A 25,463-nucleotide genomic window follows, 5' to 3' on the forward strand; every position below is an offset into this window, starting at 1 on the left:
ATGCTATCGAAATTGACACTCATGAAACCGCTGGTTGTTGCCGGGGCTGTCGCTGCGGCCATCGCCGCCGCGCCTGCGGCCGCTGCCGACGTCTACGTCGCCGGACCAGCCGCCAATTCCCCCGCGCCGACCCACGTGACCTTCAAGGACGACCCGGGCGGCGGCGGCTGCGACGCCAACGGAAACTGCGGCTCCGGTGGCCAGTTCAACGGTCCCGGCGGAGGTCCCGGCGGCCAGGGCTGCGTTCCGGGCGTCGGCTGCGGCTCGGGCGGTCAGAACGCGGGCCCGGGCGGCATCCCGGGCGGCACCGGCTGCCTGCCGGGCGTCGGCTGCGGCTCCGGCCACGCGTAATCGCTGAATCCCCTCAGCCTCCCGAGAGCCTGGTGATCCAGGCCCGGGAGGCTGCTGGGTCTATGACGTCGTCCAGTTCGAACGTGGTGGCCGCCCGCAGCGCCTTACCGTGCTCGTAGGCCGCGGCCACCAGGCGCTCGAACAGGCTCTGCCGCTCGGCGGGATCTTCGACTGCCGCCAGCTCTTTGCTGAACCCAAGGCGCACAGCGCCTTCCAGGCCCATGCCGCCGATCTCGCCCGTCGGCCAGGCAACGGTGAAGTGCGGCGCGCGGAATGAACCGCCGGCCATCGCCATCGCGCCGAGCCCATATCCCTTGCGCAAGATGATCATTCCCAGCGGCACCGTCAGCCGGGCACCCAGGACGAACATCCGCCCGAACCGGCGAACCGCCGCTTGAATCTCCGCGTCGGGCCCGACCATGAAGCCCGGGGTGTCGCACAACGAGATCACCGGCAGCCCAAACGATTCGCACAGGTTAAGGAAGTCGCCCACCTTGTCGGCCGCCTCGGCGTCGATCGCGCCACCCAGGTGGTGGGTGCTGTTGGCGATCAACCCGTACGGCACTCCCTCGACGCGCACCAGCGCGGTGACGATGCCCACGCCGTAGTCCGGCCGCAGCTCCAGCACCGAACCCACGTCGACGATCGCCTCGACGGCCCGATGCACGTCGTAGGCGCGTAACCGGTTCTGCGGCACCACATGCCGGGCCAGCCGCGGATCGGGCGCCGTCCAGTCGCTCAGGGTGCCCTGAAAATACGAGAGGTATTGCCTGGCCAGCTCGACCGCGTGCGACTCGTCCCGGGCGACCAGGCTGACCACGCCGTTGCGGCGCTGCACCCCGATCGGCCCGATCGCCTCCGGCGGATACACGCCCAGCCCGCCGCCCTCGATCATCGCCGGGCCGCCCATCCCGATGTTCGCGTCCGGCGTTGCGATGATCACGTCGCACACGCCGGCCAGCGCGGCGTTGCCGGCGAAGCATCGGCCCGATACGACCGACACCAGCGGCACTTTGCCACTCAACGCCGCCAGCATCCGGAAGGTCGGGACGTCCAGCCCGGCGGCACCGCCGACGTCGGTGTCCCCCGGCCTGCCTCCGCCGCCTTCAGCGAACAGCACCACCGGCAACTGCTTTCGCGCGGCGAGGTCGAACACGCGGTCGGTCTTGGCGTGGTTGCGCATGCCCTGCGTACCGGCCAGCACGGTGTAGTCGTAGGACACCACCACGGCCTGCGCCGCGGCCCGCCCGAACCGGTCCGCGCCGATGGTGGCCAGCCCGGCGACCAGTCCGTCGGCCGGGGTGTTGGCGATCAGGTCCTCTTCGGAGCGGCGGCTGCGCTGCGCCGCAATGGCCAGCGCACCGTACTCGACGAAGCTGTCGGGATCGATGAGGTCGGCGATGTTCTCCCGCGCGGTGCGCCGGCCTCGGCTGTGCCGCTTGGCGACCGCGGCCTGGCGGCCCTCGTCCAGCGTCAGGGAATGCCGGTGTAAAACCTCGTCCAGGTCGGCTCGTGGCCGGTCGAGATCGGTCGCGGCCGAAAGAGACTCGCCGCCTCCAGGCGCCTCCGTGCGGGTGAAGACCAGCAGCGGGTCTCCGGTCCCGACCACTTGCCCGGGCGTGACCAGGACCCGCACGGTTCGCAGTGCGTCCGGCGCGACGAGCACGTGCTGCATCTTCATCGCTTCCAGGACGACCAGCTGGCCACCCGCGACGTATTCGGCTCCCTCGGCCGCCACCTCGACCACGGTCCCGGCCAGCTGCGCGCGCAGCGCATCCTCGCCGGGATAGAGCTCCACCGCCGCCACCCGAGGTCCCTGCCCGTGCGACTGCGCGGCGCGGGCCAGTTCGGGCAGCCTGTCGTCGAGGAAACCGGTGCCCACCCACCCCGATTCGATCCGGTCGTCGGTCAGCAGCTCGCGCAGGAATCCGATGTTGGTGTGGACGCCCTCGATGTCGAATTCGGCCAGCGCGTTGCGCGCCTTGCGCACCGCCGCCTGCCACGATGATCCGTGCACGTCCACGATGAGCTTGGCCAGCAGCGAATCGTACTGGGGACTGATCACCAGCCCCGCCCGGCCGTACGTGTCGACGCGAACGCCGGGGCCGCTGGGCGGGGAGAAGGCGGTGAGCGTGCCGGCCGAGGGAATGACGGAGAAGTCGGGCCCGAAGGTTTCCGTGTTGACCCTGAGCTGAATGGCGATGCCGCGGCGAGCGGCCGGCTCGCCGATGACTTCCATTCCGTCGGAGGCGATTCCGGGGGCCAGCCCCAGCTGGTAGACGGACGCCCCGCCGGCGATGGCCAGCTGGACGGCCACCAGGTCGAGCCCGGTGGTTTGCTCGGTGACGGTGTGCTCGACCTGGATGCGCGGGTTGACCTCGAGGAAAACGAATTCGTCCCCGGTGACCAGGAATTCGACGGTGGCCAGCCCCCGCAGGCCCACGCGCGCGCACAGCCGCACCGCCGCCTGGTGCAGGGCCCTGCGCAATTCGTCCGAAAGACCTTGGGCAGGAGCGATTTCGACCAGCTTCTGGTAGCGCCGCTGGATGCTACAGTCGCGGTCGCCGACGGCGTGCGCGTGTGTCTGGTGCCCGGCGGGCGCGGCGACGACCTGCACCTCGATGTGGCGGGCGTCGGCGAGCAGCGCCTCGGCGAACAGCGCGGGGTCGCCGAACCCCAACCGCGCTTCGGCGGCACAGCGCTGGTAGGCGTCGTCGATCTGATCGGCGCTGTGCACCTTGCGCATTCCGCGCCCTCCGCCGCCGGCGAGGGCCTTGATCATGATGCCGCCGGCGTGCGCGGCGAAGAATGCCTTGATGTCCTCGACACTGCTCGGCCCCTCGGTCGCGGGCAGCACCGGCACCCCGGCGGCCATCGCGGCGCCGCGGGCCGACGTCTTGTTGCCGAGCAGCTCGAGCACCCGGGCGTCGGGACCGACGAACGTGTAACCGCCCGCCGCGCAGGCGGTGGCGAATTCGGCGTTCTCGCTGAGGAACCCGTAACCGGGGTGGATCAGGCTCGCACCGGAGCTCTTCGCCGCCGCCAGCATGGCGGTCTGGTCCAGGTAGGCGCGAGGGCCGCCGCCCGGCAGTCCGATCGCCTTGTCGGCGGCGTGCACATGCGGGCTGTCCGCATCGTCCTCGGCGTAGACCGCGACCGTCCGCATGCCCAATTCGATTGCGGTGCGGATGATTCGAAGTGCGATCTCGCCGCGGTTGGCGACCAGCAGGCTCGCGTTCATCGCAGCGGCTCGCCCCACTGGACCTGCTCGCGCAGCCTGGCCTTGAGCAGTTTGCCGCCGGCGTTGCGCGGCAGCGCGTGGGAGACCACCGTGACATATTGCGGCACTTTGAAATCGGCCAGCTGGCTGCGGCAGTGGTCGAGCACCGCCGGCACGTCGATCTCGTCGTCACCGCCGAACAACACCGCCCCCACCTTCTCCCCCATGACCTCGTCGGAGACCCCGAGCACGCACGCATCGGCCACGTGGGGCGCCGCCAGCAGCACGGCCTCCACCTCGACGCTGGAGACGTTCTCGCCGCCGCGGTTGATGATGTCCTTGAGCCGGTCGACGATGTGCACCCGGCCCGCGTCGTCGACGCGCACCACGTCACCGGTGTGCAGCCAGCCGTCCGCGAAGGTGCTGGCGGTGGCCTCCGGCCGGTTCCAATAGCCCGTGGTCACATTGGCGCCCCGCGCCACCAACTCGCCCACGCCGGCGTCGTCGCCGAACGGGATCACCCCGAGGTCCACCGACGGGACGGCGTAACCGACGGAGTCGGCGTGCTCGACGGCCTCGCTGTCGGGCAGCACGGTCATCAGCGACGCCGTCTCCGTCATGCCGTAGCCGTTGAACACGGTGGCGTGGCCGAACGCGTCCTTCACCGACCGCACCAGCGACGGGGCGATCGGGGCGCCGCCGTAGCCCACCCACCGCACGTTCGACACGTCGAGCGTCGCAAAACCGCTGTGCCGCAACAACAACGAGTAGATCGCCGGCACCGTGACCATGACCGACACGCGCTCGACGGTCAGCGCGGCGAGCAACGCGTCCAGGTTGAGGGCGGGCATGATCACCGAGGCTCCGCCGAGCCGGGCGGCGGCCAGCAACTGCGTGTTGCAACCGGTCACGTGGAACAACGGCACCGAGATGAGCGTGCGCATCGCCTCGCCCAGATCCCGCGGCTGCTGCAGGCAGCGGATCGCGTTCTCGGTGTTGGTCAGGAATGCCTCATGCGTGGTCGGCACGCCCTTGGGGTGGCCGGTGGTGCCCGAGGTGTAGAACAGGGCGGCCGTATCGGCGCGGCCGAGTTGCTCGGTAACGTAGGGCTGCCCGTCGGGCAGCGCGGCGCCGGGCGCCAGATCCACGTGCGCACCGGAGTCGGACAGGACGAACTCGACCTCGGGTTGCGCCGACCGCGTATTGACCGCCACCACAACGCCACCGGCCATCACGGTGCCCCAGAACGCCAGCGCCCAGTCGATTCCGGCGGGGTAACGCACCGCGACGCGGTCGCCCGGCTTCAGGCCGCCGGCGCGCAGCCCGCCGGCGACGCGCGCCGCCCGGTCCCAGAGCTGCCGGTATGTCAGCCGGTTCGCACCCAGCTCGACCAGGGCCTCGGCGTCCGGACGGGCGTCAACCTGTTCGGCGAGCATGTCCAGCAGGGTGGCGGGCAGCGCGTCATAACGCGGAATGTCGTCGGAGCCGCGTGAGACTCCGGTCAGCGGGAACGGGTTGTGGCCGCGCGGAATTTCGATCACTGGAGGCATGCCCGGTCCTTACTATCCTGCTGCCCTATCGTGATAGCGGTGACGATCGAGGATTCCGCCATCATGCCCGAGGCGTTTTTCACCGTGGACGGCGACTCCTATGTTCCGGGCCGGATGACGCAGGGCCCGTGGGGCGCGGCCATGGGCGGCCAGATCGTCGGTGGCCTGTTGGGTTGGGGCATTGAGCAATCCGGCATCGACGCGGGCCTGCAGCCCGCCCGGTTCACCGTCGACCTGTTACGCCCGGCCCTGATGGAGCCGGTGCAGATCCAGACCACGGTGCAGCGCGAGGGCCGGCGCATCAAGTTGGTCGACGCCAGCCTGGTGCAGAACGGCACCGTCGTGGCGCGGGCCAGCGCGCTGTTCCTTCGCCGCGGTGATCATCCCGACGGGCAGGTGTGGTCGTCCCCCGCGCAGATGCCGCCACTCCCGACGTCCTCGGACGGCTTCGGAGCCGAGATGCCGTTTCTCATCTGGGGGTATGGCGCCACGCTCGAGGGCAGCCCCGGAATCGCCGCCGGCGAATGGGAGCAAACCCATTCCCAGAAGTTCGCCTGGGCCCGGCTGTTTCGCCCGATGGTGCACGGCCACCCACTCACGCCGTTCACCCGCCTGGCCTTCGTCGGCGACATCACCAGCTCGCTCACCCATTGGGGCACCGGCGGATTGCGCTACATCAACGCCGACTACACCGTCACCGCGAGCCGGTTGCCCGACGGCGAATTCCTCGGTCTGGCCGCCCAGAGCCACTACGGCACGGCCGGCGTCGCCACCGGCGCCGCGACGCTGTTCGACCGGCACGGGCCGCTCGGCACCAGCTCGGCGCTGGCCGTGGCCCAACCCGCGGACGCCTTCAAACCGACCTACGCCTAGGCGGGTGCCCTGGACTCACGAGCCGTTTCACGGGAGCCTTGAGTGGTGAGCCAGCGCGCACCGGACAATCGCCTCGCGGCATCCGCCGTCGCCTTCCTCGGCTATACGGCGGTGATGCTCGTGCTGGAACGTCGCATGCGTCGCAGCGGCGGCCCGGGGATCATCGCATTTGAGTTGGCCGGCAGCGCGTCTCGGGCCGAAGACATCATGACCCGGTGGGGCAGCGACGGTCGGCGGGCCGCGCGCCTATCGCTGTGGCTCGACTTCGGCTACATGGCCACCTACGGCGTGTTGACGGCGCTGCTCGTCGAACGCGCGCGCCGGCGCCGGGGCCACCCGCCCGGTCTGCCCGCCGCAGTGCTCGTCGCCGTCGCGGGTGATGCGGCGGAGGGAGTTTCACTGCTGAGGGTGTTGCGCGGGAAACGTATCGGCGTGCATGCGCGGCGCGCACAGGTCGCCGCACTGATCAAGTTCGCGGTCCTCGCGGGGACATTGGGATACGCCGCCACGGGATCGGTCCGTCGTGACGCGGTCAGCGGCTAGTCCATCAGCTGCGCGGCGACCGTCGCCCCGAGGTTCCAGCATGCCTCGACGTCGTCCTTGCTTGGCTTGCCCGAAACTACAACGGTCTCTGCGACTTTCGCCCAACCCAGGCCCGTCGTGATGGTGTCGACGGCACGCTCGGCGCCCTCGGTGCCCTCGTTGCCGTGCAGGTATAGCCCGAATGGTCGACCGCGAGTGGAGTCGAGCAGCTGGTAGTAGGCGCAGTCGAACGCGTGCTTGAGGGCCCCCGAGATGTAGCCGAGGTTCGCCGGGGTGCCCAGCAGGTAGCCGTCTGCGGCCAGCATTTCGGCCGGCGAGACCGTGAGCGCCGGGCGACGCAGCACCTCCACGCCCTCGATGTCGGGGTCGGTGGCGCCGGAGACCACCGCCTCGAACATCTCGTAGGTGTGCGGCGACGGCGTGTGGTGCACGATCAGCAGCGTCTTGCTCACGGGCCGGCCTGCAGGTTGACGGCCGTCTTCATGGCCTCGCGGGCGCGGCGGCGATCGCCCGCGTAGTCATAGGCGCGGGCCAGCCGGTACCAACGCCGCCAATCGTCCGGATGGTCTTCCACCTCGGCGCGCACCGTGGCGAACAGTTCGTCGGCCGCGTCGCGCTGGATGCGGCCCGACGGGCGGCGCGGCAGCGCGCTGGTGTCCAGTTCCATTCCGTCGGCCGCGATCAGCCGCGCCAGCTTCTGATGCGCGAATCCGGCGCGCAGGGTGGCGATCATCGCCCACAGCCCGATCACGGGCAGGATCAGCACCGCGAGTCCGAGGCCGACGGCGGCGACCCGGCCGGAGCCGATCATCGCGACGGCCACGCGCCCCAGCAGCACGAAGTACACCAACAGCGCGACGCACATGAAGGCGACCAGCAGTTGGGTGCGCACCACCCGCGCGGTGTCGCTCATTGCAGATTGAGCAGGGCCTCGAGACCCACCGTCAGGCCGGGGTGTTCCTTGATCCGCCGCACGGCCAGCAGCACGCCGGGGACGAACGAGGTCCGGTCGATGCTGTCATGACGGATGGTCAGCGTCTCCCCCTCGGTGCCGAACAGGATCTCCTGATGGGCGACCAGCCCGGCCAGCCGCACCGAGTGCACGGGGATGCCGTCGACGTCGGCACCGCGCGCGCCCGGCAGGCTGGTACTGGTGGCATCGGGGTTGGGCGGCAATCCTTTTCGCGACTCGGCGATCAGCTTCGCGGTGCGCGTCGCGGTGCCCGACGGGGCGTCGGCCTTGTGTGGATGGTGCAGCTCGATCACCTCCGCCGAGTCGAAGAAGGGCGCGGCCTGCTTGGCGAAGTGCATCGACAGCACCGCCCCGATGGCGAAGTTCGGCGCGATCAGCACCGACGTGCCTCCGCTGCCGGTGAGCCAGTCCTGCACCTGCTGCAGCCGCTCGGCGGTGAAGCCCGTGGTCCCCACGACGGCGTGAATTCCGTTGTCGATGACGAACTTCAGGTTGTCCATCACCACGTCGGGATGGGTGAAGTCGATGACGACCTCGGTGTTGCCCTCAGTCAGCAGGCTCATCGGGTCGCCGGCGTCCACTTCGGCCGACAGGCTCAGATCCTCGGCGGCCTGCACCCCCGCCACCATCGCCGATCCGACCTTGCCCTTGGCTCCCAGCACTCCTACCCGCATGGCCTTCACCCTAGACCGGGAGAATTCTGCGCCGCGGCGTGCGTTATTCCATGCCGGCTCGAACGGGGGTTTGTCACGCCGATCAGGTGTGGACGATCCAGGCCGCTTCGGTGTAGGGAGCGGGTTGGTCGGGATCGTTGATCGTGATGTACAGGTCGCCTCCCGTCGGCATAGCGAACCCGACGAATCCATGCGCAGTCTGGCCGTCGTGAAGGCCGCCCGTTTGCAACGGGGGCATCTTGTTCAGTCTCTGGTAGTCGACCGCCATCGTTGCCGGCTCGGGTGTGTCGTTGCCGCCGCCGTATCCGGCGAACATATAACGCTGGTTGAAATGGAAGAACTTGTGGGACGTCGCGGTGATGGTCAGCTCCACCACGTTGCACGCGGAGTCATACGTCGGAGTCGCAAAATGAGAGGCGCACCCCGGCGGTAACCACGTTGCACTGTCGACCGTGATGTCGGCGGTCGCGCCGCCCGCGGCCCGCGCATGCACGGGCACGCCCATCTGACCGATCGGGAACGGTGGGCTCTCGGACGCGGGATCGGCCGAACCGGAGGGGCACGGGCATGCGGCAACGACCACGGCGACCGCGGCTGCCGCACTCAGAGATCCCGCGCGCACCACGGGTGGTTACCCGCGGCGCTGCCAGGAGAAACGCGGGACTGCCTGAGGCCCGCGTCAAGCCAATCCGGTCCCCCAAGACCGGATTTCGTTGTCCACAGTTCGGGGTTTATCCACAGCCGCGACCCGGTCCGTCTCACCTCGTCACACCGCGGACTCACCTCGTCACACCGCGGACATAATATTCGAACATGCATTCGATTGAAGTGCCGGCCGAGGTGTCGGCCGCCCTGGCCGCGCTGGACGCGGCCGACGCGGCCATCCAAGCGCTGGACTTCGATGTGCTGAGCCCCGCCGTCCGGCTGCGGGTGCTCGAACGGATGGAGGCCTCACGCCGGCGGCGGATCGCGGTGAGCCACGATGTCATCGCCGGCTTAGCTGCCGAGGATCCCGCCGACATCGGCGGCCCGGTGCACAAAGTCGTCGCCGACTGGCTGCGGATCAGCTATGCCGAGGCGTGCCGTCGGCTTCGCGATGCCAAAGAGTTGTCTGTGCGGCTGACCCTCACCGGCCAGGAGCTTGCGCCGCAGTTGCCCGCCACCGCGGAGGCCTGGCGCGATGGCGCCCTCGACGGTCAGCACCTGCGGGTGATTCAGACCTTTGTCCGGGACCTACCGGAGTCCATACCCGTTGCCACGGTGGAGAACGCCGAGCGATTCCTGGCCCGGCAGGCGCGGACGTTGCGGCCGGACCAGCTGCAGAAGCTCGCGCACCAGGTGGCGCTGCGGATCAATCCCGACGGAAGATTCTCCGACGTCGACCGCGCACGCCAGCGCGGCTTCACCTGGTGCGGCCAACGGCCCGACGGGATGAGCGTCGGGAAGCTGATCGCCTCGCCGGAGCTGCGCGCCAACCTCGATGCCTGGCTCTCCCGGTTCGCAGCCCCCGGAATGTGCAATCCCGACGACCAAACCCCTTGTGTTGCTGGCGAACCCGACGATGAGCATGCGCGCGGCGATAGGCGCAGTCCCGCGCAGCGCCAGCACGACGCCCTCAACGCCCTGGTGCGCGGTCGGCTGGGCGACCCGAAACTCGGCCGGCACAACGGGTTACCGGTGACGGTCATCGTGTCGACGACACTGCAGGAGCTGACGTCGGGCACCGGGCGCGCGACCACCGGTGGCGGAACGCTGCTGCCGATGCCCGATGTGATCCGGATGGCGCGCCACGCCTACCACTACCTCGCCGTGTTCGACGAGCACACCAGTCGCCCGCTGTATCTCGGCCGGTCCCGGCGCATTGCCACACCGGATCAGCGCATCGTTTTGTACGCGCACGACCGCGGCTGCACGCACCCCGGCTGTGACACACCCGGCTACTGGTGCGAAGTGCACCATCTCGATGACTGGGCGGCCGGTGGCACGACCGACGCGGAGAACCTCACCTTCGCCTGCGTGCCACACCACAAGCTGGCCGGAAAAGGCTGGCGCACAAGCAAAACACGTCGGGGTGACACCGAGTGGAGACCGCCGCCGCAGTTAGACCGCGGCGCGCGGACAAACGACTTTCACCATCCCGAACGCCTATTTCTTGAACCGCCCGGCGAATCCGCGCAGGGGTAGGTCGGCGCTTGTGATGAGTCCCGGCGGCGCCGCGACCACCGACTTGATCGAGGCGAGCGCGGGCATGCCGGTGACGGTCATGCCGATGGAGGCGAAATTGTCCGGGTTGGACAGGTCGACGCCGGGCTTGGGAAAGATCATGTGCTTGTTGTAGATGCAGGGGTCGCCCTGGATCTGAGTGATGTAGCAGCCCTTGATGTTCCAGCTGGGGTCGGTGTGCGGGGTCATCTGCCATTCCAGGTGCGTCTCGACGCGCGGCACGCCGTCGACCATGCCCTGATACTTGATGTAGTTACCGCCCAGCGAACCCTTGGGCAGGGTGTACCAGCCCAGGTCGACATCCTTGGTGCACGCCCCCAGCTCGTAGCTGAACTTGACCTCGTCGAGACGCAGGTCGAAGCAATCGGCCATCATGTACACGCTGTCGGCGAAGACGCGGGTGTACTTCTCCAGCTTCGAGGGGATTTCAGGGTCGTCGACGGGCTGGCCGTACCCCACCTCGATCCAGGTGTCCTTGGAGTGGTGGCATGACACGTCGACCGATTCGATGGTGGTGACGTTCTCGATGTCGGCGACGTCGGCCGAGCACACCACGCCCAGGATCTGGTTCAGCCCGGGGTTCATCCCGGTGCCGTAGAACGTCGCGCCGCCCTTCTCACAGGCCTCGGCCAACAGTTGGGTGACGGGCTTGCCCGACGGGTGTGGGTGGTTCTTGTCGCGATGCCAGCCGGTGATCCAGTCCGCGGTGGTGACGATGTTGATGCCCGCCTCGAGCACTTCGACGTAGAGGTCCTCGTCGGGGAACACCCCGTGGAAGGTCAGCACGTCCGGCTTGGCGGCGATGATCTCCTCGATCGTCCCGGTGAAGGCCACCCCGTTGGGCGCCAGGCCGGCGAACTCTCCGGCGTCCTTGCCGACCTTCTCCGGCGAATAACAGTGCACGCCAATCAGTTCGATGTCGGGCTGGGTGGCGATCCGCTTGATCATCTCGGTGCCGACGTTTCCGCTTCCGACCTGAAAGACGCGAACCGGTGCTGCACTCATTGCCTTGAGCCTTCCTGCGATACGAACGCCTCGGGATAGAACTGCTTGGCCCACTTGCGAATTGCGGTGAAGCCTTCGTACTCGTCGGGGGCCAGGGCCGGCGGATCCGAATAGCGCTGGTGCCGCCAGATCTCGATGTCCTGCTCGAACTGGCGGATGACTTCGCGCCCGAATTCGTCGGCCTTTGCGGCGGCGCGGTCGGGATCTTTGTGCGGCGTCCGGCCGATGTAGACCATGAAGCGCACATCGGAGGTGAACTCGTCGATCGGCGTGATCGCCGAGATGGTGCGGTTGTCGATCATGCCCCAGCTCTTGGTGACCGCGATGCCCAGGCCGCCGTTGATGGCCTGCACACCGCTGTTGACGTCCTCGATCCTCTGCCCGTCGTCGCCTTCGAACGTGATGGTGAAGTCGACGTAGGACACCGGCTCGGCGAAGTCGTGGCGGGTGAACACCGGCACGATCGGGGTGTTGTGCACGAACTTGAAGTGCGCGAAGTCCACCCCGTTTTCCAGCACGTATTGCGGGTGCAGTTCCAGGGTCTCGCGGTAGAGCCGCTGCTGCGGGTAGTAGTCGGCGGCGCTGCTGCCGTCCTCGAACGCGGCGAACACGTCCGGTGCGTCGAAGTACGGTTCGCGGCCGTCCAGGTCGTGCCAGATGTACACCGACGAGTTCCGCTCGACCACCGGGTAGGTGCGGATGCGACGGCCGCGGTTGGGTCGATCCTGGTACGGGATGCAGACGTTGCGGCCTTCCCGGCTCCACTGCCACCCGTGAAACGGGCACTGCAGCACCTCGCCGACGACCTTGCCGCCATACCCCAGGTGCGCGCCCAGGTGTTCGCAATAGGCGTTCATCACCGTCAGCTCGCCGGATTCGGCGCGCCAGGCGACCAGCTCCTGGTCGAAGTACTTCATCGTGTGCACGTCGCCGACGCCGATCTCGTCGGACCAGGCGACCTGGAACCAGCCGGTCGGTTTCATCGACAACGGTGGCTTAGCCATCGAGCCCTGCCATGTGAGCCGCCCTCCCTCGCGTACGAACTATAGGCGGCGCCGCGACAAAATCAAAGTACCCTCTATGAAACCCGTCGTTCGAACCGCCGCCAGTGGATAAGATCGGCGAATGACCCCTCAGAGCAGCGCCGCCGGCGTCGCGGGCCGGCGCCCGAATCGGCGGGGCAATGCGACTCGCGAAAGCATGCTCGAGGCGGCGTTGCGCTCGCTGGCCTCCGGCGAACCGGGCTCGGTATCGGCCAACCGCATCGCCAAGGACATCGGCGCCACGTGGGGTGCGGTGCAGTACCAGTTCGGTGACACCGATGGGTTCTGGGCGGCGGTGCTGCACCGCACCGCCGAGCGGCGCGCCGCGACGTTCTCCACGCTGTCGACGCCCGTCTCGCCGGACGCGCCGCTGCGCGAGCGGGTCGGCGCGATCATCGACACCCTCTACCGCGGCCTGGCGTCTCCGGATTCGCGGGCGATCGAAAACCTGCGGGCCGCGCTGCCGCGCGATCCCGACGAGCTCGAGCGGCTCTACCCGCGCACGGCGGCCGAGCTCTTTTCCTGGGGCAAAAGCTGGTTGGAGACCTGCCAGCACGCGTTCGCCGGTCTGGCCGTCGATCCGGACCGGGTCCGCGAGGTCGCGGCCCTGATCCCGGGCGCGATGCGCGGCCTGGTGTCGGAGCGACAGCTGGGTTCCTACGCCGACCTGGACATGGCGCGCCGCGGCCTGACCAACGCTCTGGCCGCCTACCTCGAGCAGTCCCGACCGTAATGGCCGACATCACGATTTGCGAGGCCACGCCAATCGATTTCGCCGATGTGGCCGCGATGCACTATCCGGTTTGGCGCCAGTCCTGGTCCGGCGTGCTGCCGGATGCCGTACTCGACACGCTCACGTCGCCGAAGCGCTGGGCCGTGCTGCTTTATCCCCGAGACCTCGGCCGGCCCGGCTGGCGGATGTGGGTCGCCGAGGCCGGCGGGCGACTGCTCGGCATGACGATTTTCGGGCCGGACCTCGACGACCCCGAGCGGCTCGAACTCGATGCGCTCTACATCTCGCAGGCGAGCCAGCGGCATGGCGTCGGCGGCATGCTGCTCGCGAAGGCCCTGAACTCCGATCCGGGCAGTGACGTCGGGTTGTGGTGCGCGGAGGCCAACGCCGTGGCGCGGCGCTTCTACGAGAAGAACGACTTTCACCTCGACGGGCGCACGCTGGACTGGGAGCCGGCGCCCGGCGTCAAGGTGCCCCACCTCGGCTACCGCCTCAGGCGTCGATGACGACTCGCTCGCCGTCGGCGCGTGAGACACACACCAGCATGCCATCGTCCCCCGGCGCGGCGCGGCCGCGGTGATCCACTTGTCCGGCAAGCACTTTGACCCTGCAGGTCCCGCAGAATCCCTGCCGGCACGAGTAGGGGGTGGTCGGGTCCCGATCGAGCATGACCTCGAGTGCGGTCCGATTCGCCGGCACCGCGAGCACCTGCCGTGATCGCGCGAGCTCCAGCTCGAACGGCACCCCGTCGACGACGGGCGCAGGGCTGAACCGCTCGTAATGCAGTGGCGCACCGGCATGCTCGTTGCGGGCGATGCGGACGGCCTCCAGCATCGAGCTCGGCCCGCATACGTAGACGGCGGACGACGGCCCCGCTCCGTCCAGCAGTTCCGCCACGGTGGCGAAGCGGCCGCGCTCGTCGTCGGCCCACACCGTCACCCGGTCCGGACCCAGCGACACGACCTCGTCGAGCAGCGGCATGTATTCGCGGCTGCGACCGGTATAGATTGCGCGCCAATCGATTCCGCGCTGCGCGGCCACCTGGATCATCGGCAGGATGGGCGTCACCCCGATGCCGCCGATGACGAACAGCACCTCGTGCTCGGCGGTGCCGAGGTAGAAGGCGTTGCGCGGGCCCTCGAACCGGAGCGTGTCGCCCACGGCGAACGCCTCATGCATCTCGATGGATCCGCCTCCGCCGTCGGCGATCCGGCGAACGGCGATGCGGTAGTCGGTGCGTCGCCCTGGCACACCGCACAGCGAGTACTGCCGCCGCCGGCCCGAGGGCAACAGGACATCGATGTGGCCGCCGGGCGTCCAGGACGGAAGCAACCCGCCGTCGGGATCGGCCAGGGTCAGCGCGACGACGTCCGGGGCGACGAGCTCGCGCTTGGTCACCACCGCTGACAGCTTGCGCTGCACCGGTTTCACCCGCGCCGGCGACCACCGTGACACCGTGGCGAACCCCTCGAACACCGCCCGCACGCCCCACAGCAGCGACCCGAAGCGGTCGTGATCGCGCCGTCCGTACAGGTCGGCCGGTCTGCTGGCCCAAATGCTCTCCGGCACCGAATCCGCCCCCTACTTCTGCCGAATGTCCAGGCGCGCGAACAGTCGGATCGCCCCCGGGCTGATGCGCCGCATCGCATAGCCGATCCGCGACTCCGCGGCGATCGGCAACACGGCCGGACCGGTCTTGACGGCCTTGACGATCGCCTTCGCGGTGGCTTCGGGGGTGAAGTTGCGGCGCCGGTAGGCGGCGTCGGCCTTGCCCCGCGCCCGCTCCTGCTGGTCCGCGCTCATCCCCGCGTAGATCGTGTTCTTCGCGATGTTGGTGTTGACGAACCCGGGGCACACCGCCGTGACGCCGATGCCCTCGTCGGCGAAGTCGGCCCGCAGCGATTCGCTGAGCGCCAGCACGGCCGCCTTGGTGGTGCTGTAGGCGACCATGGACTTCGACGGCAGGTACGCCGACGCCGACGCCACGTTGATGATCGTTCCGCCCTCGCCGCGCTCGACCATCTGCGCCCCGAACGCCCTGCTGCCCGAGATGACGCCGCCGACGTTGACGCCCATGATGTCTTCCCAGTTCGCCGAGCTCGTCTCCAGGAACCGGCCCGCCATCCCGATGCCGGCGTTGTTCACCAGAATGTCGACCACGCCGTGCTCGTTGCGTACCTGCGCGGCAAGCTCATTCATGGCGGCCTCGTCGCTGACGTCGACCTGGTAGGTCGCGGCCTCGGCGCACGCGGCGCGCACGGCGTCGGCGGTGTCGTTGGCGGCGGCCAGGTCACGATCGGCGAGCACGATCTTGCGGGCGCCGTGCCGGGCCAGCTCCACCGCGGTGGCCCGGCCGATTCCGGCGCCTGCGCCGGTGACCAGGGCGAGTTTGCCGCGCACCTCGCGCCGTTCGCCGCGTACCTCGGCCGCCCCGGCGGGGGGCGCGCCGGCGACGTTGCGGTCGACCCACTCGGCGGTCAGCCGGGCGATGACGTCCGGACGCGACGTCACCACCCAGTGCCCGCCCTCGATCTCGATCACCCTGCCGCCGTTGGGAATTGCACCGGTGAACCGTTGCAGCGCGGGCGTGACGAAGATATCGCGGCGTGGTACCAGGGTCTGCACGGCGACCGTGGTCTCGGGGAGTTGGCGTCCCGGTGCCAGCATCGGGGCGGGCATGTTCTGCCGGTACAGGTTGAGCCCGTACACATAGTCGGTGACCGAGCGCAGGGTGTCGTGGCGCTGGCTGCGCGTGCTCGACCGGCCGATGCGCTCAAGCGCCTCAACGACTTTCACGCCCACGTGCGAGCGAAACGACAGTTCCGGCACGCCCGGGCACAGGAAGAAGCCGATGTAGCCCGACGAGATCAGTTGCCTGATCACCTGCGCCACGGCCCGCGGCGTGCGCGCCGACCGCAGAAACGCGCCGGCGTAGTTCAGGTGCGGGCCCGAGATCGAGGTGAAGGTCGCGACCTTGTCCATCACCGAGTCGTCGGTGACCGCCGCCCATGCCTGAATCGACCCCCAGTCGTGGGCCAGCAGGTGCACCCGCCCGACGCCCAGGCTGTCGATCACCGCGCCGATGTCGGAGACCAGCTGCGCGAAGAGGTATCCGGATCTCGTTGCGGGACGGGTGGATTCACCGGCCCCGCGCACGTCGTAGGCCACCACGTTGTAGGGCTTGCCGGCCAGCTCGTGGGCCACACCGTCCCAGACGTGGTGGTTATCCGGAAAGCCGTGAATTGCCAAGAGGGTTGGGCGCGCCGGGTCGATGTCGGTGTACCGGTGCACGGCCAGCGTGACGCCGTCGCTGGCGGTGATGGTCGACGTGACGGTCATCAGTGCGAGGCGCGCGCGGCGGGTGAGATGGCCAGGTAGTCGACGGCCTGTTCCAGTCCACCGAGCTGAGAGGGGTGAAACCCGGGCCGGTAGTAATTGCCGATCGCCCTGATGAAGCGCAGCGGCCCGGGCACCAGCCCGCGGCGTGCGGCGGAGAAGTAGTCGCGCCAGCGCGGCTTGGTGCGCGGCGGCAGGTGGGGGTCGAGCGAGTACATGAATCGCACGCCGCGGATCCACAACAGCAGCATGGCGGGCGTCACCACGAGCTGGGCGCGCACCTGCCGCCAGTAGCCGCCCTGCAGATGCTTCATGGTGTCGAAGGCCACCGCCTTGTGCTCCACCTCTTCGGCGCCGTGCCAGCGCAGCATGTCCAGCATCACCGGGTCGGTGCCGATCTTGTCGTGCGCCGGCGAGTCGAGAATCCACTCCCCGAGAATGGCGGTGTAGTGCTCGATCGCCGAGACGATCGAAACCTGCTCGAGAAGCCAGGCCTGCTGGCGGCGCCCGCTCCAATCGGGCCGGGGCCCGAGCAGCTTGTCGAACAGCCACCTGATCTGGCCGGTGTAGGGGGTGAGGTCGATGTCGCGCGCGGCGAAGTGGGCGAGCACGTTCGCGTGCGCCTGCGAATGCACGGCCTCCTGGCCGATGAAGCCCTGGACGTCCAGCCGCAGCTGGTCGTCCTTGATCAGCGGCAGCGTCTGCTTGAACACCTCGACGAAGAACTCTTCGCCGGCGGGCAGCAGCAGGTGCAGCACGTTGAGGACGTGGGTGGCAAACGGCTCGCCGGGCACGTAGTGGAACGGCAGCTGCGTCCAGTCGAAGTCCACATCGCGGGCCTCGAGCACCAATCGCTCGTGGTCCAGCGAGGCGTCGTGTGGACCCGCTGCCTGGTTGTCGACGGTCAGCATCATGCCCCCTACCTCTGCGTTCGGCCCTCGATCACGGTGTTGCGGTGAGCGTCGCGCGTCCCAAGTATAGGGACGCCGGACAGATATGCGAAACCGCCGGTACTGGGTTCTTCGGCGATTGTCCTCAGCCGGCGGCGACGTGCCGGCGCAGGTCGTATTGGCCGGGATCGGGGTTGGCCAGCATCCGGCGGTGTTCGGCCGGGGTGAGCGGCCACACTTCGGGCACGCCGTCCTTGTTGAGGTACCAGCTGTTACAGCCGGTGGTCCACACGGTGTCCGGCATCGCGGCGCGCAGCTTCGCGTTGAACCGCTCGGTCGCCGCGGCCGTCGGCTCGATCGTGTCGAACTCGCGGCGGCGCCAGCGCTCGATCCAGCCCAGGATGTGATCGGCCTGCGATTCGGCCACCGTCGTCAGCGCCAGGTTCCCCACCGGGCTGTGCGGCCCCAGCATCATGAAGAAGTTGGGGAACCCGGACAGCGCGACGGTTTGGTAGGCCCGCGGCCCGTCACGCCAGACGTCGTTGGCGCGGATGCCGTCGCGACCGATCAGCTCCATCGGCCGGAAGAACGCGTGCGTGTCGAATCCGGTGGCGAGCACGATGATGTCCACCTCGTGCAGGACGCCGTCGGCGGTGACGATGCCGCGCCGTTCCACATGGTCGATGCTCGCCGTCACCAGGTCGACGTCGTCGCGCTGCATCGCCCGGTAGAAACCGTTCGACATCACCAGCCGCTTGCACGCCGGCGTGTAGTCGGGAGTCAGCGACCGCCGCAACTCGGGATCGCGGATCTCCCAGAGGCTGGCCCGGCACAGCGCCGCCATGATCTTCCGGCGCAGGCCCGGCTTGGTCAGCCCGACCGAGAAGTAGTCGTATCCCAGGCTGTAGATGCGATACGCCAACCCGTCCAGCCACGGCATCTTGCGCCGGGTGATTCCGGTGAAGCCGCTGTAGCGCGGATTCGCCAGTCGCAGCACCCATTGCGCGGTGCGCTGGAACAGCGCAACGTGGCCGGCCACCCCGGCCAGACCGCACACCAGCTGCACGCCCGTCGATCCGTTGCCGACGACGGCGACGCGCCGCCCCTGCACGTCGACGCCGTGATCCCAGCGCGCCGAATGGAAAACGTTGCCGCCGAAGTCATTCAGGCCCGGGATCGACGGCAGCCGCGGGTGATGCAGCACGCCGGTGGCCGAGATCAAGAAGTCGACGGTCGATTCCTCCCCGGCAGCGGTGCGCAGCACCCAGCGGCCGTCCTCGAAACGCGCGTGGGAGATCTCGGTGCCGAAGCGGATCCGGTCGCGTAGCGCGTAGCGGTCGGCGATGTCCCGGAAATAGGCCTGGATTTCGCCGCCGGGTGAGAACAGGTGCGACCAGTCGGGGTTTCGGGCGAAACTGTACTGGTAGATGCGCGAGGGGATGTCGCAGACCAGGCCGGGATACGTGTTGTCCCGCCAGGTGCCGCCCACCTCGTCGGCCTTCTCGTACACGGTCACATCGCTGATGCCGCTGCGCAGCAAGGCAATTGCGACGCAGAGCCCCGACATGCCGGCTCCGATGACGGCTACGGCGGGATCACGTCGCGTCATCGGAACTCCCGGGTTTTTCGGCTATTCGGTCTCGGCGCGCTGCTTGAGGCGCTGCAGTGTGAGCCGGATGTGCTCGGCATTGGCGGTCACCCGGTCGCTGACGCCGGTGGCCTTGCCGGCGACCTTGCGGAACCAGCCGGGCCTGCGGTCCCAGGTGCTCTCGGTGACCTCGCACCCGCCGTCGGCCGTTGCGATGTCGTATTGCCAGCGGGCGACCGGAATGATGGTGTGGCTCACGTCGAACGCGAAGCGACGGCCCGGTTCGGCGTCGGTGATCGTGCACTTGGTGCTCCAGCGCCGGCTGCCGCTCCGGTTGTGGCCGGTGAACACCGCGCCCGGGCTCGCCACGTCGCCCTTGCGCCACTCCATCGCGACCGCCTCCTCGGCAAGCTCGGCCAGCGTGGGCAGGTCGGTGATGAGCCGGTACACCACGTCGGGCCGGGCATCGATCTGCACGGTGGCCTGCACGCACGGGTCGGTCATCCGCCGATCATAGCCAGCAAACACCGAGCTTTTGCGGCCCCCGCGAACTTTCTTCACACTTGAAGGCGAACCGGCAATCAAGGGGCGATCATGCGAGTCGGCGTACCGACCGAGACCAAGACCAACGAGTTCCGGGTTGCCATCACCCCGGCCGGCGTCGCCGAGCTGACCCGCCGCGGCCATGACGTGTTCGTGCAGGCCGGCGCCGGCGAAGGGTCGGCGATCACCGATTCGGAGTTCAAGGCGGCGGGCGCCCAGCTGGCCGATACCGCCGACCAGGTCTGGGCCGACGCGGACCTGTTGCTCAAGGTCAAAGAACCGGTGCCGGCGGAGTACGACCTGTTGCGGCGCAACCAGACCCTGTTCACCTATCTGCATCTGGCCGCCTCGCGCGCGTGCACCGAGGCGCTGCTGGCGTCGGGAACGACGTCGATCGCCTACGAGACCGTCCAGAGCGCCGACGGCACACTGCCGCTACTGGCCCCGATGAGTGAGGTCGCCGGCCGGCTGTCCGCTCAGGTGGGGGCCTACCACCTGATGCGCACCCACGGCGGGCGCGGCGTGTTGATGGGCGGGGTGCCGGGCGTCAAACCCGCCGACGTCGTGGTGGTGGGTGCGGGGACGGCCGGCTACAACGCCGCCCGGGTCGCCGGCGGCATGGGGGCGTCGGTCACGGTGCTCGACGTCAACATCAACAAGCTTCGGCTGCTCGACGCGGAGTTCGGCGGCCAGGTGCGCACCCGCTACTCGTCGGCCTACGACCTGGAGGGCACCGTCAAGCGCGCCGACCTGGTGATCGGCGCGGTGCTGCTGCCCGGCGCGAAGGCGCCCAACTTGATCTCGAATTCCCTTGTCTCACAGATGAAACCGGGAGCAGTACTGGTGGACATCTCCATCGATCAGGGCGGCTGCTTCGAGGACTCGCGGCCCACCACGCATGACGACCCCACCTTCGCGGTGCACGACACGGTGTTCTACTGCGTGGCGAATATGCCCAGCGCGGTGCCCAAGACATCGACGGTGGCGCTGACCAACGCGACCATGCCGTACGTGCTCGCGCTCGCCGAGCGCGGTTGGCAGGCGGCGTGCCGCTCGGATCATGCTCTGGCCAAAGGCCTTTCGACGCATGACGGCGGGCTGCTGTCCGAACAGGTGGCCACCGACCTCGGCCTGCCGTTCACCGACCCGGCCCGGGTACTGGGCTGACGGGTGCTGGGCTGACCGGTGCGCTAAGCGGTGGCCGCGAGATTGGCGATGATGTCGGCCGCGGGGCCGGCACACGCGTTCTTGAACGACGTCCCCGCCCACAGCGGCATGCCGTTGGGATCCTCGATGGCGGCGGCGGCCTCCCGGATCGGTGAGGTCATCTGGTTGACCTCGGGGTAGCCCAGCGGCGCGACGTGGTCGAGCATGCGGGTGAAGTCGTTCTCCAGACCCCGCGCGTAGCGGCCCGAGAACGCCCGCGTCACAACGGTGGTGGCGAACAACGGGTTCTTCAGCGCGACCCGGTGCGCGGAGTTGGTGCCCGCCTCGTCGGCCAGCAGCAGCGCGGTGCCGACCTGGGCCGCCACCGCTCCCCTGCGCAGCACGGCCCCCACCTCGTCGGCGGTGCCCAGGCCGCCCGCCGCGATGATCGGGACGTCATGGGCGTTGCGGATGCGGTCGATGAGCTGGTGCAGCGACTCGTTGGCGGGCTCCATGTCCGGTGCGAAGGTGCCGCGGTGCCCGCCGGCCGCGGGCCCCTGGACCACCAGGCTGTCGGCGCCGGCCGCGACGGCGATGCCCGCCTCGTAGGCCGAGGTGACGGTGACCATCACCAGCAGGCCCAGCGCGCCCAGCCGCCGGATCACGTCGGGCGGCGGCACGCCGAAGGTGAAGGACACCAGCTCGGGCCGGACGTCGGCCACCACCTCGAGCTTCTGCTCCCACTCGTCGTCGTCGCCGTGCTGCGGGTGACCGACCTCGACCTGGTAATGCTCGGCGATCTCTTCGAGTTCGGCCGCGTAGTAGTGCAGGGCCACCCAGTCGGCGACGCTGGGTTGGGGCACAAACAAGTTCACCCCGAGCGGGCCGGTGGTGGCCTTACGCGCCGCGACGATGTCGTCGGCGAACTGCTCGGCGCTGCGGTGCCCGCCGGGGACGAAACCGAGCCCACCCGCATTGGACACCGCCGCGGCCAACGCGGGAGTTCCGGGCCCGCCGGCCATCGGTGCGCCCACGATGGGCACGGGGATGTCCCAAAAGCCCAGCACCATCTGGCCCAGTACCATTCGGCTAGTCCGGCGACGGCGAGCGCCGGAACGGCGCGAGTAAGAAGGCGGACACTAAGCTACCGTACCATCGCCCGAAGTTGTTGGGGCAGTGACCGTTTGGCGGCATACGGCCCCAGAACCGCGGCGCCGTAGCGCTGCCCGAGCAGCTTGTGCGCCACCGCGTTGACCTCCTCGACGGTCACCTTATCGATCTGGTGCAGGGTGTGCTCGATGCTGCGGTGCATGCCGTAGTTGAGCTCGCTGCGGCCCAGCCGGCTCATCCGCGAGCTGGAATCCTCCAGTCCGAGCACCAGACCGCCGCGCAACGATCCCTTCGCGATCCGGCATTCCGACTCGGTGATGCCGTCGCGCGCCACCGACTCGAGCACGTCGCTGGTCACCGCCATCACCTCGGCGAAGCGTTCGGGCTGGCAAGCCGCGTACACGGATAGCGCGCCGCTGTCGGCGAACACGTCCACCGTCGAGTACACGGAGTAGGCCAGCCCGCGCAGTTCCCGAACCTGCTGGAACAACCGGGAGCTCAGGCCGCCGCCCAGCGCGGTGTTGAGCACCGACAGCGCCCAGCGATGCTCCCAGCCGCGGCCGGGCGTGCGGACACCCAACGACACGTGCGCCTGCTCAGCGTCCCGGCTGCCCAGCAGCAGGCCGGGTCGGCCGGTGACCCGTCCGGCGCCCTTGCGCGGCGCGATCGGTTCGCGGCCGCGGACCAGATGCGGGCCGAAGTGCTGGCGCACCAACGCAACCACCTCGTCGTGGTCGACGTTGCCGGCCACCGCCACCACCATCCGCTCGGGCGTGTAGCGCCGGACGTGAAACGAGTGCAGCTGGTTGCGCGTCATCGACGTCACCGACCGCGCGGTCCCGATGACGGGGCGGCCCACCGGGTGGTCACCGAACAGCGCACTCAGGAACATGTCGCCGAGTGCGTCCTCGGGGTCGTCGTCGCGCATCGCGATCTCTTCGAGGACGACGTCGCGTTCCAGCTCGACATCGTCGGCCGCGCAGCACCCGTTGAGCACCACGTCGGCGACCAGGTCGACCGCCAGCGCCAGATCGCTGTCGAGCACGTGCGCGTAGTAGCAGGTGTGCTCCTTCGCAGTGAACGCGTTCAGCTCTCCCCCGACGGCGTCCATCGCCTGCGCGATGTCCACCGCCGTGCGGCTGGGTGTGGACTTGAACAGCAGATGCTCGAGGAAGTGCGCGGCGCCGGCCACGGTGGCACCCTCGTCGCGCGAGCCGACCCCGACCCAGACCCCGACCGAGGCGGAACGCACCGCGGGCAGGTACTCGGTGACCACCCGCAAACCACCCGGCAGCGTGGTGCGCCGCAGCGTGGCGTGGGATGCCGATTCCTCCTCAGCGACCTTGCTCCGGCGCAGCGCACCGGCCCGACCGGGACGCGTCCCGGTCGATGGGTCAGCTGCTCGCCGTCGCGGCATCGGCAGGGGTGGCCGCCGGGGCATCGGCGGGAGCCGAGTTGTCTTCCTCCACCAGAACCAGCGAGATCTTGCCCCGCTTGTCGATGTCGGCGATCTCGACGCGCAGCTTGTCGCCGACGTTCACCACGTCCTCGACCTTCGCGATCCGCTTGCCCTTGCCGAGCTTGGAGATGTGCACCAGGCCGTCACGGCCGGGCAGCAGCGACACGAACGCACCGAAATCCGTTGTCTTGACCACGGTTCCGAGGAACCGCTCGCCGACGGTCGGCAGCTGCGGGTTGGCGATGGCGTTGATCCGGTCGATCGCGGCCTGCGCCGAGGGCCCGTCGGTGGCGCCGACGAACACGGTGCCGTCGTCCTCGATGGAGATCTGCGCGCCGGTCTCCTCGGTGATCGCGTTGATGACCTTGCCCTTGGGCCCGATCACCTCACCGATCTTGTCCACCGGAACCTTGATGGTGGTGACCCGCGGCGCATACGGGCTCATCTCGTCGGGCGCGTCGATCGCCTCGGCCATGACCTCCAGGATGGTCAGCCGCGCGTCCTTGGCCTGCCCCAGCGCGCCCGCCAGCACCTGCGACGGAATGCCGTCGAGCTTGGTGTCCAGCTGCAGCGCGGTGACGAAGTCCTTGGTGCCCGCGCACTTGAAGTCCATGTCGCCGAACGCGTCCTCGGCGCCCAGAATGTCGGTCAGGGTGACGAAGCGACGCTCGGTCTTGCCGTCGACCTCGACGTCATCGGAGACCAGGCCCATCGCGATGCCGGCCACCGGCGCCTTCAGCGGCACACCGGCATTCAGCAGCGACAGGGTGGACGCGCACACCGAACCCATCGACGTCGAGCCGTTGGAGCCCAGCGCCTCGGACACCTGACGGATGGCGTAGGGGAACTCCTCGACGCCCGGCAGCACCGGGATCAGCGCGCGCTCGGCGAGCGCGCCGTGCCCGATCTCGCGCCGCTTGGGCGAGCCCACGCGGCCGGTCTCGCCGGTGGAGAACGGCGGGAAGTTGTAGTGGTGCATGTAGCGCTTGGAGGTCTCGGGTCCCAGCGAGTCGATCTGCTGAGCCATCTTGACCATGTCGAGCGTGGTGACACCCAGGATCTGGGTCTCGCCGCGCTGGAACAGCGCGCTGCCGTGCGCCCGCGGCACCACGGCGACCTCGGCCGACAACGCGCGGATGTCGGTGATGCCGCGGCCGTCGATGCGGAAGTGGTCGGTCAGGATGCGCTGGCGCACCAGCTTCTTGGTCAGCGACCGGTAGGCGGCGCTGACCTCTTTCTCGCGGCCCTCGAAGGTCGCAGAATCCCCGGTGAGCCGCGCCAGTACTTCCGCTTTCAGCTCGTCGGTGCGCGCGTCGCGCTCTGCCTTGCCGCCGATGGTCAGCGCCTTCGCCAGCTCGTCGGTGGCCAGCGAGGCGACCGAGTAGTAGACGTCTTCCTGGTAGTCCGGGAACGTCGGGAACTCACCGACCGGCTTGGCGGCGGCCCCGGCCAGCTCCTCCTGCGCGGTACACAGCGCGGCGATGAACGGCTTGGCGGCCTCGAGTCCTTCGGCCACAACGGTTTCCGTCGGCGCCTGGGCGCCGCCCTCGACGAGCTCGATGACCTTCTCGGTGGCCTCGGCCTCGACCATCATGATCGCGACGTCACCCTCGACCTTGCGGCCGGCGACGACCATGTCGAACACGGCCCGCTCGAGCTGCTCGACGGTGGGGAACGCCACCCATTGGCCGTCGATGAGCGCGACCCGCACGCCGCCGATCGGGCCCGAGAACGGCAGCCCGCTCAGCTGGGTGGAGGCCGACGCGGCGTTGATCGCCAGCACGTCGTACAGGTCGTTGGGGTCCAGGCTCATGACCGTGACCACGACCTGGATCTCGTTGCGCAGCCCCGAGACGAACGACGGGCGCAGCGGCCGGTCGATGAGCCGGCAGGTCAGGATCGCGTCGGTGGAGGGACGGCCCTCGCGACGGAAGAACGAACCGGGGATGCGACCGGCGGCATACATCCGCTCCTCGACATCGACGGTCAGCGGGAAGAAGTCGAAGTGCTCCTTGGGGCTCTTGCTGGCGGTGGTCGCCGACAACAGCATGTTCTCGTCGTCGAGGTACGCGACCACGGCGCCAGCTGCCTGCTGGGCCAACCGGCCGGTCTCGAAACGGATGGTGCGGGTGCCGAAGCTCCCGTTGTCGATGGTGGCGGTCGCCTCGAACACGCCCTCTTCAATTTCAGCGACAGACATAGA

At 69.0% G+C, this 25,463-nt stretch carries 23 protein-coding genes; 7 read left to right on the plus strand and 16 right to left on the minus strand.

Features of this window, described 5'->3' with window-relative positions; genetic code table 11:
- Positions 1 to 21 precede the first annotated feature (21 nt).
- The gene (locus A5708_RS01280; RefSeq protein ID WP_007775027.1) at positions 22 to 351 is read left to right on the plus strand and encodes a hypothetical protein; all 330 of its coding nucleotides are present in this window, start codon (positions 22 to 24) and stop codon (positions 349 to 351) included.
- Between the two features lie 13 nt (positions 352 to 364).
- Here A5708_RS01280 and A5708_RS01285 read toward each other — a convergent pair whose 3' ends face one another.
- Positions 365 to 3,592 carry a carboxyl transferase domain-containing protein gene (locus tag A5708_RS01285; RefSeq protein WP_065026885.1) on the minus strand — a complete coding sequence of 1,076 codons (3,228 nt, stop codon included), beginning with the start codon at positions 3,590 to 3,592 and terminating at the stop codon, positions 365 to 367.
- A complete protein-coding gene (locus A5708_RS01290; RefSeq protein ID WP_196772486.1) occupies positions 3,589 to 5,121 on the minus strand; it encodes a class I adenylate-forming enzyme family protein in 1,533 nt (510 codons plus the stop codon). Before A5708_RS01290 ends, A5708_RS01285 begins: the two co-directional genes overlap by 4 nt.
- Positions 5,122 to 5,160: 39 nt before the next feature.
- Between A5708_RS01290 and A5708_RS01295 the strand changes: the two genes are divergently transcribed.
- On the plus strand, positions 5,161 to 5,994 hold the full coding sequence (locus tag A5708_RS01295) for a thioesterase family protein (protein ID WP_081292771.1): 834 nt from the start codon (positions 5,161 to 5,163) through the stop codon (positions 5,992 to 5,994).
- Between the two features lie 45 nt (positions 5,995 to 6,039).
- Positions 6,040 to 6,537: a hypothetical protein gene (locus A5708_RS01300; protein ID WP_065026887.1), complete on the plus strand. Its 498-nt coding sequence runs from the start codon at positions 6,040 to 6,042 to the stop codon at positions 6,535 to 6,537.
- Here the strand turns inward: A5708_RS01300 and A5708_RS01305 are convergent.
- The 4 genes from A5708_RS01305 to A5708_RS01320 all read right to left on the minus strand — a co-directional run bounded on the left by A5708_RS01305 (position 6,534) and on the right by A5708_RS01320 (position 8,806).
- Positions 6,534 to 6,935 (minus strand): flavodoxin family protein, encoded by a 402-nt coding sequence (locus tag A5708_RS01305; RefSeq protein WP_196772490.1) that lies wholly within the window; start codon positions 6,933 to 6,935, stop codon positions 6,534 to 6,536. The genes A5708_RS01300 and A5708_RS01305 overlap by 4 nt on opposite strands.
- 50 nt (positions 6,936 to 6,985) lie before the next feature.
- Positions 6,986 to 7,450: a hypothetical protein gene (locus A5708_RS01310; RefSeq protein WP_065026889.1), complete on the minus strand. Its 465-nt coding sequence runs from the start codon at positions 7,448 to 7,450 to the stop codon at positions 6,986 to 6,988.
- Positions 7,447 to 8,184 (minus strand): 4-hydroxy-tetrahydrodipicolinate reductase, encoded by a 738-nt coding sequence (dapB, locus tag A5708_RS01315; protein WP_065026929.1) that lies wholly within the window; start codon positions 8,182 to 8,184, stop codon positions 7,447 to 7,449. Before dapB ends, A5708_RS01310 begins: the two co-directional genes overlap by 4 nt.
- Positions 8,185 to 8,266: 82 nt before the next feature.
- Positions 8,267 to 8,806 (minus strand): hypothetical protein, encoded by a 540-nt coding sequence (locus A5708_RS01320; RefSeq protein WP_065026930.1) that lies wholly within the window; start codon positions 8,804 to 8,806, stop codon positions 8,267 to 8,269.
- Between the two features lie 191 nt (positions 8,807 to 8,997).
- Between A5708_RS01320 and A5708_RS01325 the strand changes: the two genes are divergently transcribed.
- Positions 8,998 to 10,368 (plus strand): HNH endonuclease signature motif containing protein, encoded by a 1,371-nt coding sequence (locus tag A5708_RS01325; RefSeq protein ID WP_065026890.1) that lies wholly within the window; start codon positions 8,998 to 9,000, stop codon positions 10,366 to 10,368.
- Here A5708_RS01325 and A5708_RS01330 read toward each other — a convergent pair.
- Both A5708_RS01330 and A5708_RS01335 read right to left on the minus strand, forming a co-directional pair.
- Complete coding sequence (locus A5708_RS01330; protein ID WP_065026891.1) at positions 10,330 to 11,412, minus strand: dihydrodipicolinate reductase; 1,083 nt, start codon at positions 11,410 to 11,412, stop codon at positions 10,330 to 10,332. The genes A5708_RS01325 and A5708_RS01330 overlap by 39 nt on opposite strands.
- The gene (locus tag A5708_RS01335; RefSeq protein ID WP_065026892.1) at positions 11,409 to 12,416 is read right to left on the minus strand and encodes a Rieske 2Fe-2S domain-containing protein; all 1,008 of its coding nucleotides are present in this window, start codon (positions 12,414 to 12,416) and stop codon (positions 11,409 to 11,411) included. The genes A5708_RS01330 and A5708_RS01335 overlap by 4 nt, the downstream gene beginning before the upstream one ends.
- Before the next feature lie 121 nt (positions 12,417 to 12,537).
- On the opposite strand from A5708_RS01335, the gene A5708_RS01340 reads away from it, so the two are divergent.
- Together A5708_RS01340 and A5708_RS01345 are read left to right on the plus strand one after the other, a co-directional pair.
- Positions 12,538 to 13,188 (plus strand): TetR/AcrR family transcriptional regulator, encoded by a 651-nt coding sequence (locus A5708_RS01340; RefSeq protein ID WP_065026893.1) that lies wholly within the window; start codon positions 12,538 to 12,540, stop codon positions 13,186 to 13,188.
- Positions 13,188 to 13,694 carry a GNAT family N-acetyltransferase gene (locus A5708_RS01345; RefSeq protein WP_065026894.1) on the plus strand — a complete coding sequence of 169 codons (507 nt, stop codon included), beginning with the start codon at positions 13,188 to 13,190 and terminating at the stop codon, positions 13,692 to 13,694. The genes A5708_RS01340 and A5708_RS01345 overlap by 1 nt, the downstream gene beginning before the upstream one ends.
- Here the strand turns inward: A5708_RS01345 and A5708_RS01350 are convergent.
- The 5 genes from A5708_RS01350 to A5708_RS01370 form a co-directional block, all read right to left on the minus strand.
- The gene (locus A5708_RS01350; protein WP_065026895.1) at positions 13,681 to 14,757 is read right to left on the minus strand and encodes a PDR/VanB family oxidoreductase; all 1,077 of its coding nucleotides are present in this window, start codon (positions 14,755 to 14,757) and stop codon (positions 13,681 to 13,683) included. The two genes, A5708_RS01345 and A5708_RS01350, sit on opposite strands and share 14 nt — an antisense overlap.
- Positions 14,758 to 14,769: 12 nt before the next feature.
- Entirely contained in the window at positions 14,770 to 16,527 is a 1,758-nt protein-coding gene (locus A5708_RS01355; RefSeq protein ID WP_065026896.1) for an SDR family oxidoreductase, read from the minus strand.
- Positions 16,527 to 17,438, minus strand: coding sequence for a metal-dependent hydrolase (locus A5708_RS01360; RefSeq protein ID WP_419538291.1), 912 nt, complete (start codon positions 17,436 to 17,438; stop codon positions 16,527 to 16,529). The genes A5708_RS01355 and A5708_RS01360 overlap by 1 nt, the downstream gene beginning before the upstream one ends.
- Before the next feature lie 121 nt (positions 17,439 to 17,559).
- A complete protein-coding gene (locus tag A5708_RS01365) occupies positions 17,560 to 19,023 on the minus strand; it encodes a flavin-containing monooxygenase (protein ID WP_065026897.1) in 1,464 nt (487 codons plus the stop codon).
- Between the two features lie 21 nt (positions 19,024 to 19,044).
- On the minus strand, positions 19,045 to 19,506 hold the full coding sequence (locus tag A5708_RS01370) for an SRPBCC family protein (RefSeq protein ID WP_065026898.1): 462 nt from the start codon (positions 19,504 to 19,506) through the stop codon (positions 19,045 to 19,047).
- A 90-nt stretch (positions 19,507 to 19,596) separates the two neighbouring features.
- Between A5708_RS01370 and ald the strand changes: the two genes are divergently transcribed.
- Positions 19,597 to 20,712 (plus strand): alanine dehydrogenase, encoded by a 1,116-nt coding sequence (gene ald / locus A5708_RS01375; RefSeq protein WP_065026899.1) that lies wholly within the window; start codon positions 19,597 to 19,599, stop codon positions 20,710 to 20,712.
- A 23-nt stretch (positions 20,713 to 20,735) separates the two neighbouring features.
- On the opposite strand, the gene A5708_RS01380 is transcribed toward ald, so the two are convergent.
- The 3 genes from A5708_RS01380 to A5708_RS01390 all read right to left on the minus strand — a co-directional run bounded on the left by A5708_RS01380 (position 20,736) and on the right by A5708_RS01390 (position 25,460).
- Positions 20,736 to 21,761, minus strand: a complete 1,026-nt coding sequence (locus A5708_RS01380; protein ID WP_065026932.1) for a nitronate monooxygenase — start codon at positions 21,759 to 21,761, stop codon at positions 20,736 to 20,738.
- A 74-nt stretch (positions 21,762 to 21,835) separates the two neighbouring features.
- Entirely contained in the window at positions 21,836 to 23,218 is a 1,383-nt protein-coding gene (locus A5708_RS01385) for a M16 family metallopeptidase (RefSeq protein WP_065026900.1), read from the minus strand.
- A complete protein-coding gene (locus A5708_RS01390; protein ID WP_081292772.1) occupies positions 23,196 to 25,460 on the minus strand; it encodes a polyribonucleotide nucleotidyltransferase in 2,265 nt (754 codons plus the stop codon). The genes A5708_RS01385 and A5708_RS01390 overlap by 23 nt, the downstream gene beginning before the upstream one ends.
- Positions 25,461 to 25,463: the final 3 nt, after the last annotated feature.

Origin of the sequence: Mycobacterium colombiense (assembly GCF_001672755.1) — a bacterium.
GTDB classification, from domain to species: Bacteria; Actinomycetota; Actinomycetes; order Mycobacteriales; family Mycobacteriaceae; genus Mycobacterium; species Mycobacterium colombiense_C.

Excerpts from the sequence above, each read along its gene's own strand:
- A5708_RS01280 (WP_007775027.1), top strand. The coding sequence starts at position 22 with ATGAAACCGCTGGTTGTTGCCGGGGCTGTCGCTGCGGCCATCGCCGCC.
- A5708_RS01285 (WP_065026885.1), bottom strand. The coding sequence starts at position 3,592 with ATGAACGCGAGCCTGCTGGTCGCCAACCGCGGCGAGATCGCACTTCGA.
- A5708_RS01290 (WP_196772486.1), bottom strand. The coding sequence starts at position 5,121 with ATGCCTCCAGTGATCGAAATTCCGCGCGGCCACAACCCGTTCCCGCTG.
- A5708_RS01305 (WP_196772490.1), bottom strand. The coding sequence starts at position 6,935 with ATGTTCGAGGCGGTGGTCTCCGGCGCCACCGACCCCGACATCGAGGGC.
- A5708_RS01310 (WP_065026889.1), bottom strand. The coding sequence starts at position 7,450 with ATGAGCGACACCGCGCGGGTGGTGCGCACCCAACTGCTGGTCGCCTTC.
- dapB (WP_065026929.1), bottom strand. The coding sequence starts at position 8,184 with ATGCGGGTAGGAGTGCTGGGAGCCAAGGGCAAGGTCGGATCGGCGATG.
- A5708_RS01325 (WP_065026890.1), top strand. The coding sequence starts at position 8,998 with ATGCATTCGATTGAAGTGCCGGCCGAGGTGTCGGCCGCCCTGGCCGCG.
- A5708_RS01330 (WP_065026891.1), bottom strand. The coding sequence starts at position 11,412 with ATGAGTGCAGCACCGGTTCGCGTCTTTCAGGTCGGAAGCGGAAACGTC.
- A5708_RS01335 (WP_065026892.1), bottom strand. The coding sequence starts at position 12,416 with ATGGCTAAGCCACCGTTGTCGATGAAACCGACCGGCTGGTTCCAGGTC.
- A5708_RS01340 (WP_065026893.1), top strand. The coding sequence starts at position 12,538 with ATGACCCCTCAGAGCAGCGCCGCCGGCGTCGCGGGCCGGCGCCCGAAT.
- A5708_RS01345 (WP_065026894.1), top strand. The coding sequence starts at position 13,188 with ATGGCCGACATCACGATTTGCGAGGCCACGCCAATCGATTTCGCCGAT.
- A5708_RS01355 (WP_065026896.1), bottom strand. The coding sequence starts at position 16,527 with ATGACCGTCACGTCGACCATCACCGCCAGCGACGGCGTCACGCTGGCC.
- A5708_RS01360 (WP_419538291.1), bottom strand. The coding sequence starts at position 17,438 with ATGATGCTGACCGTCGACAACCAGGCAGCGGGTCCACACGACGCCTCG.
- A5708_RS01365 (WP_065026897.1), bottom strand. The coding sequence starts at position 19,023 with ATGACGCGACGTGATCCCGCCGTAGCCGTCATCGGAGCCGGCATGTCG.
- A5708_RS01370 (WP_065026898.1), bottom strand. The coding sequence starts at position 19,506 with ATGACCGACCCGTGCGTGCAGGCCACCGTGCAGATCGATGCCCGGCCC.
- ald (WP_065026899.1), top strand. The coding sequence starts at position 19,597 with ATGCGAGTCGGCGTACCGACCGAGACCAAGACCAACGAGTTCCGGGTT.
- A5708_RS01380 (WP_065026932.1), bottom strand. The coding sequence starts at position 21,761 with ATGGTGCTGGGCTTTTGGGACATCCCCGTGCCCATCGTGGGCGCACCG.
- A5708_RS01385 (WP_065026900.1), bottom strand. The coding sequence starts at position 23,218 with ATGCCGCGACGGCGAGCAGCTGACCCATCGACCGGGACGCGTCCCGGT.
- A5708_RS01390 (WP_081292772.1), bottom strand. The coding sequence starts at position 25,460 with ATGTCTGTCGCTGAAATTGAAGAGGGCGTGTTCGAGGCGACCGCCACC.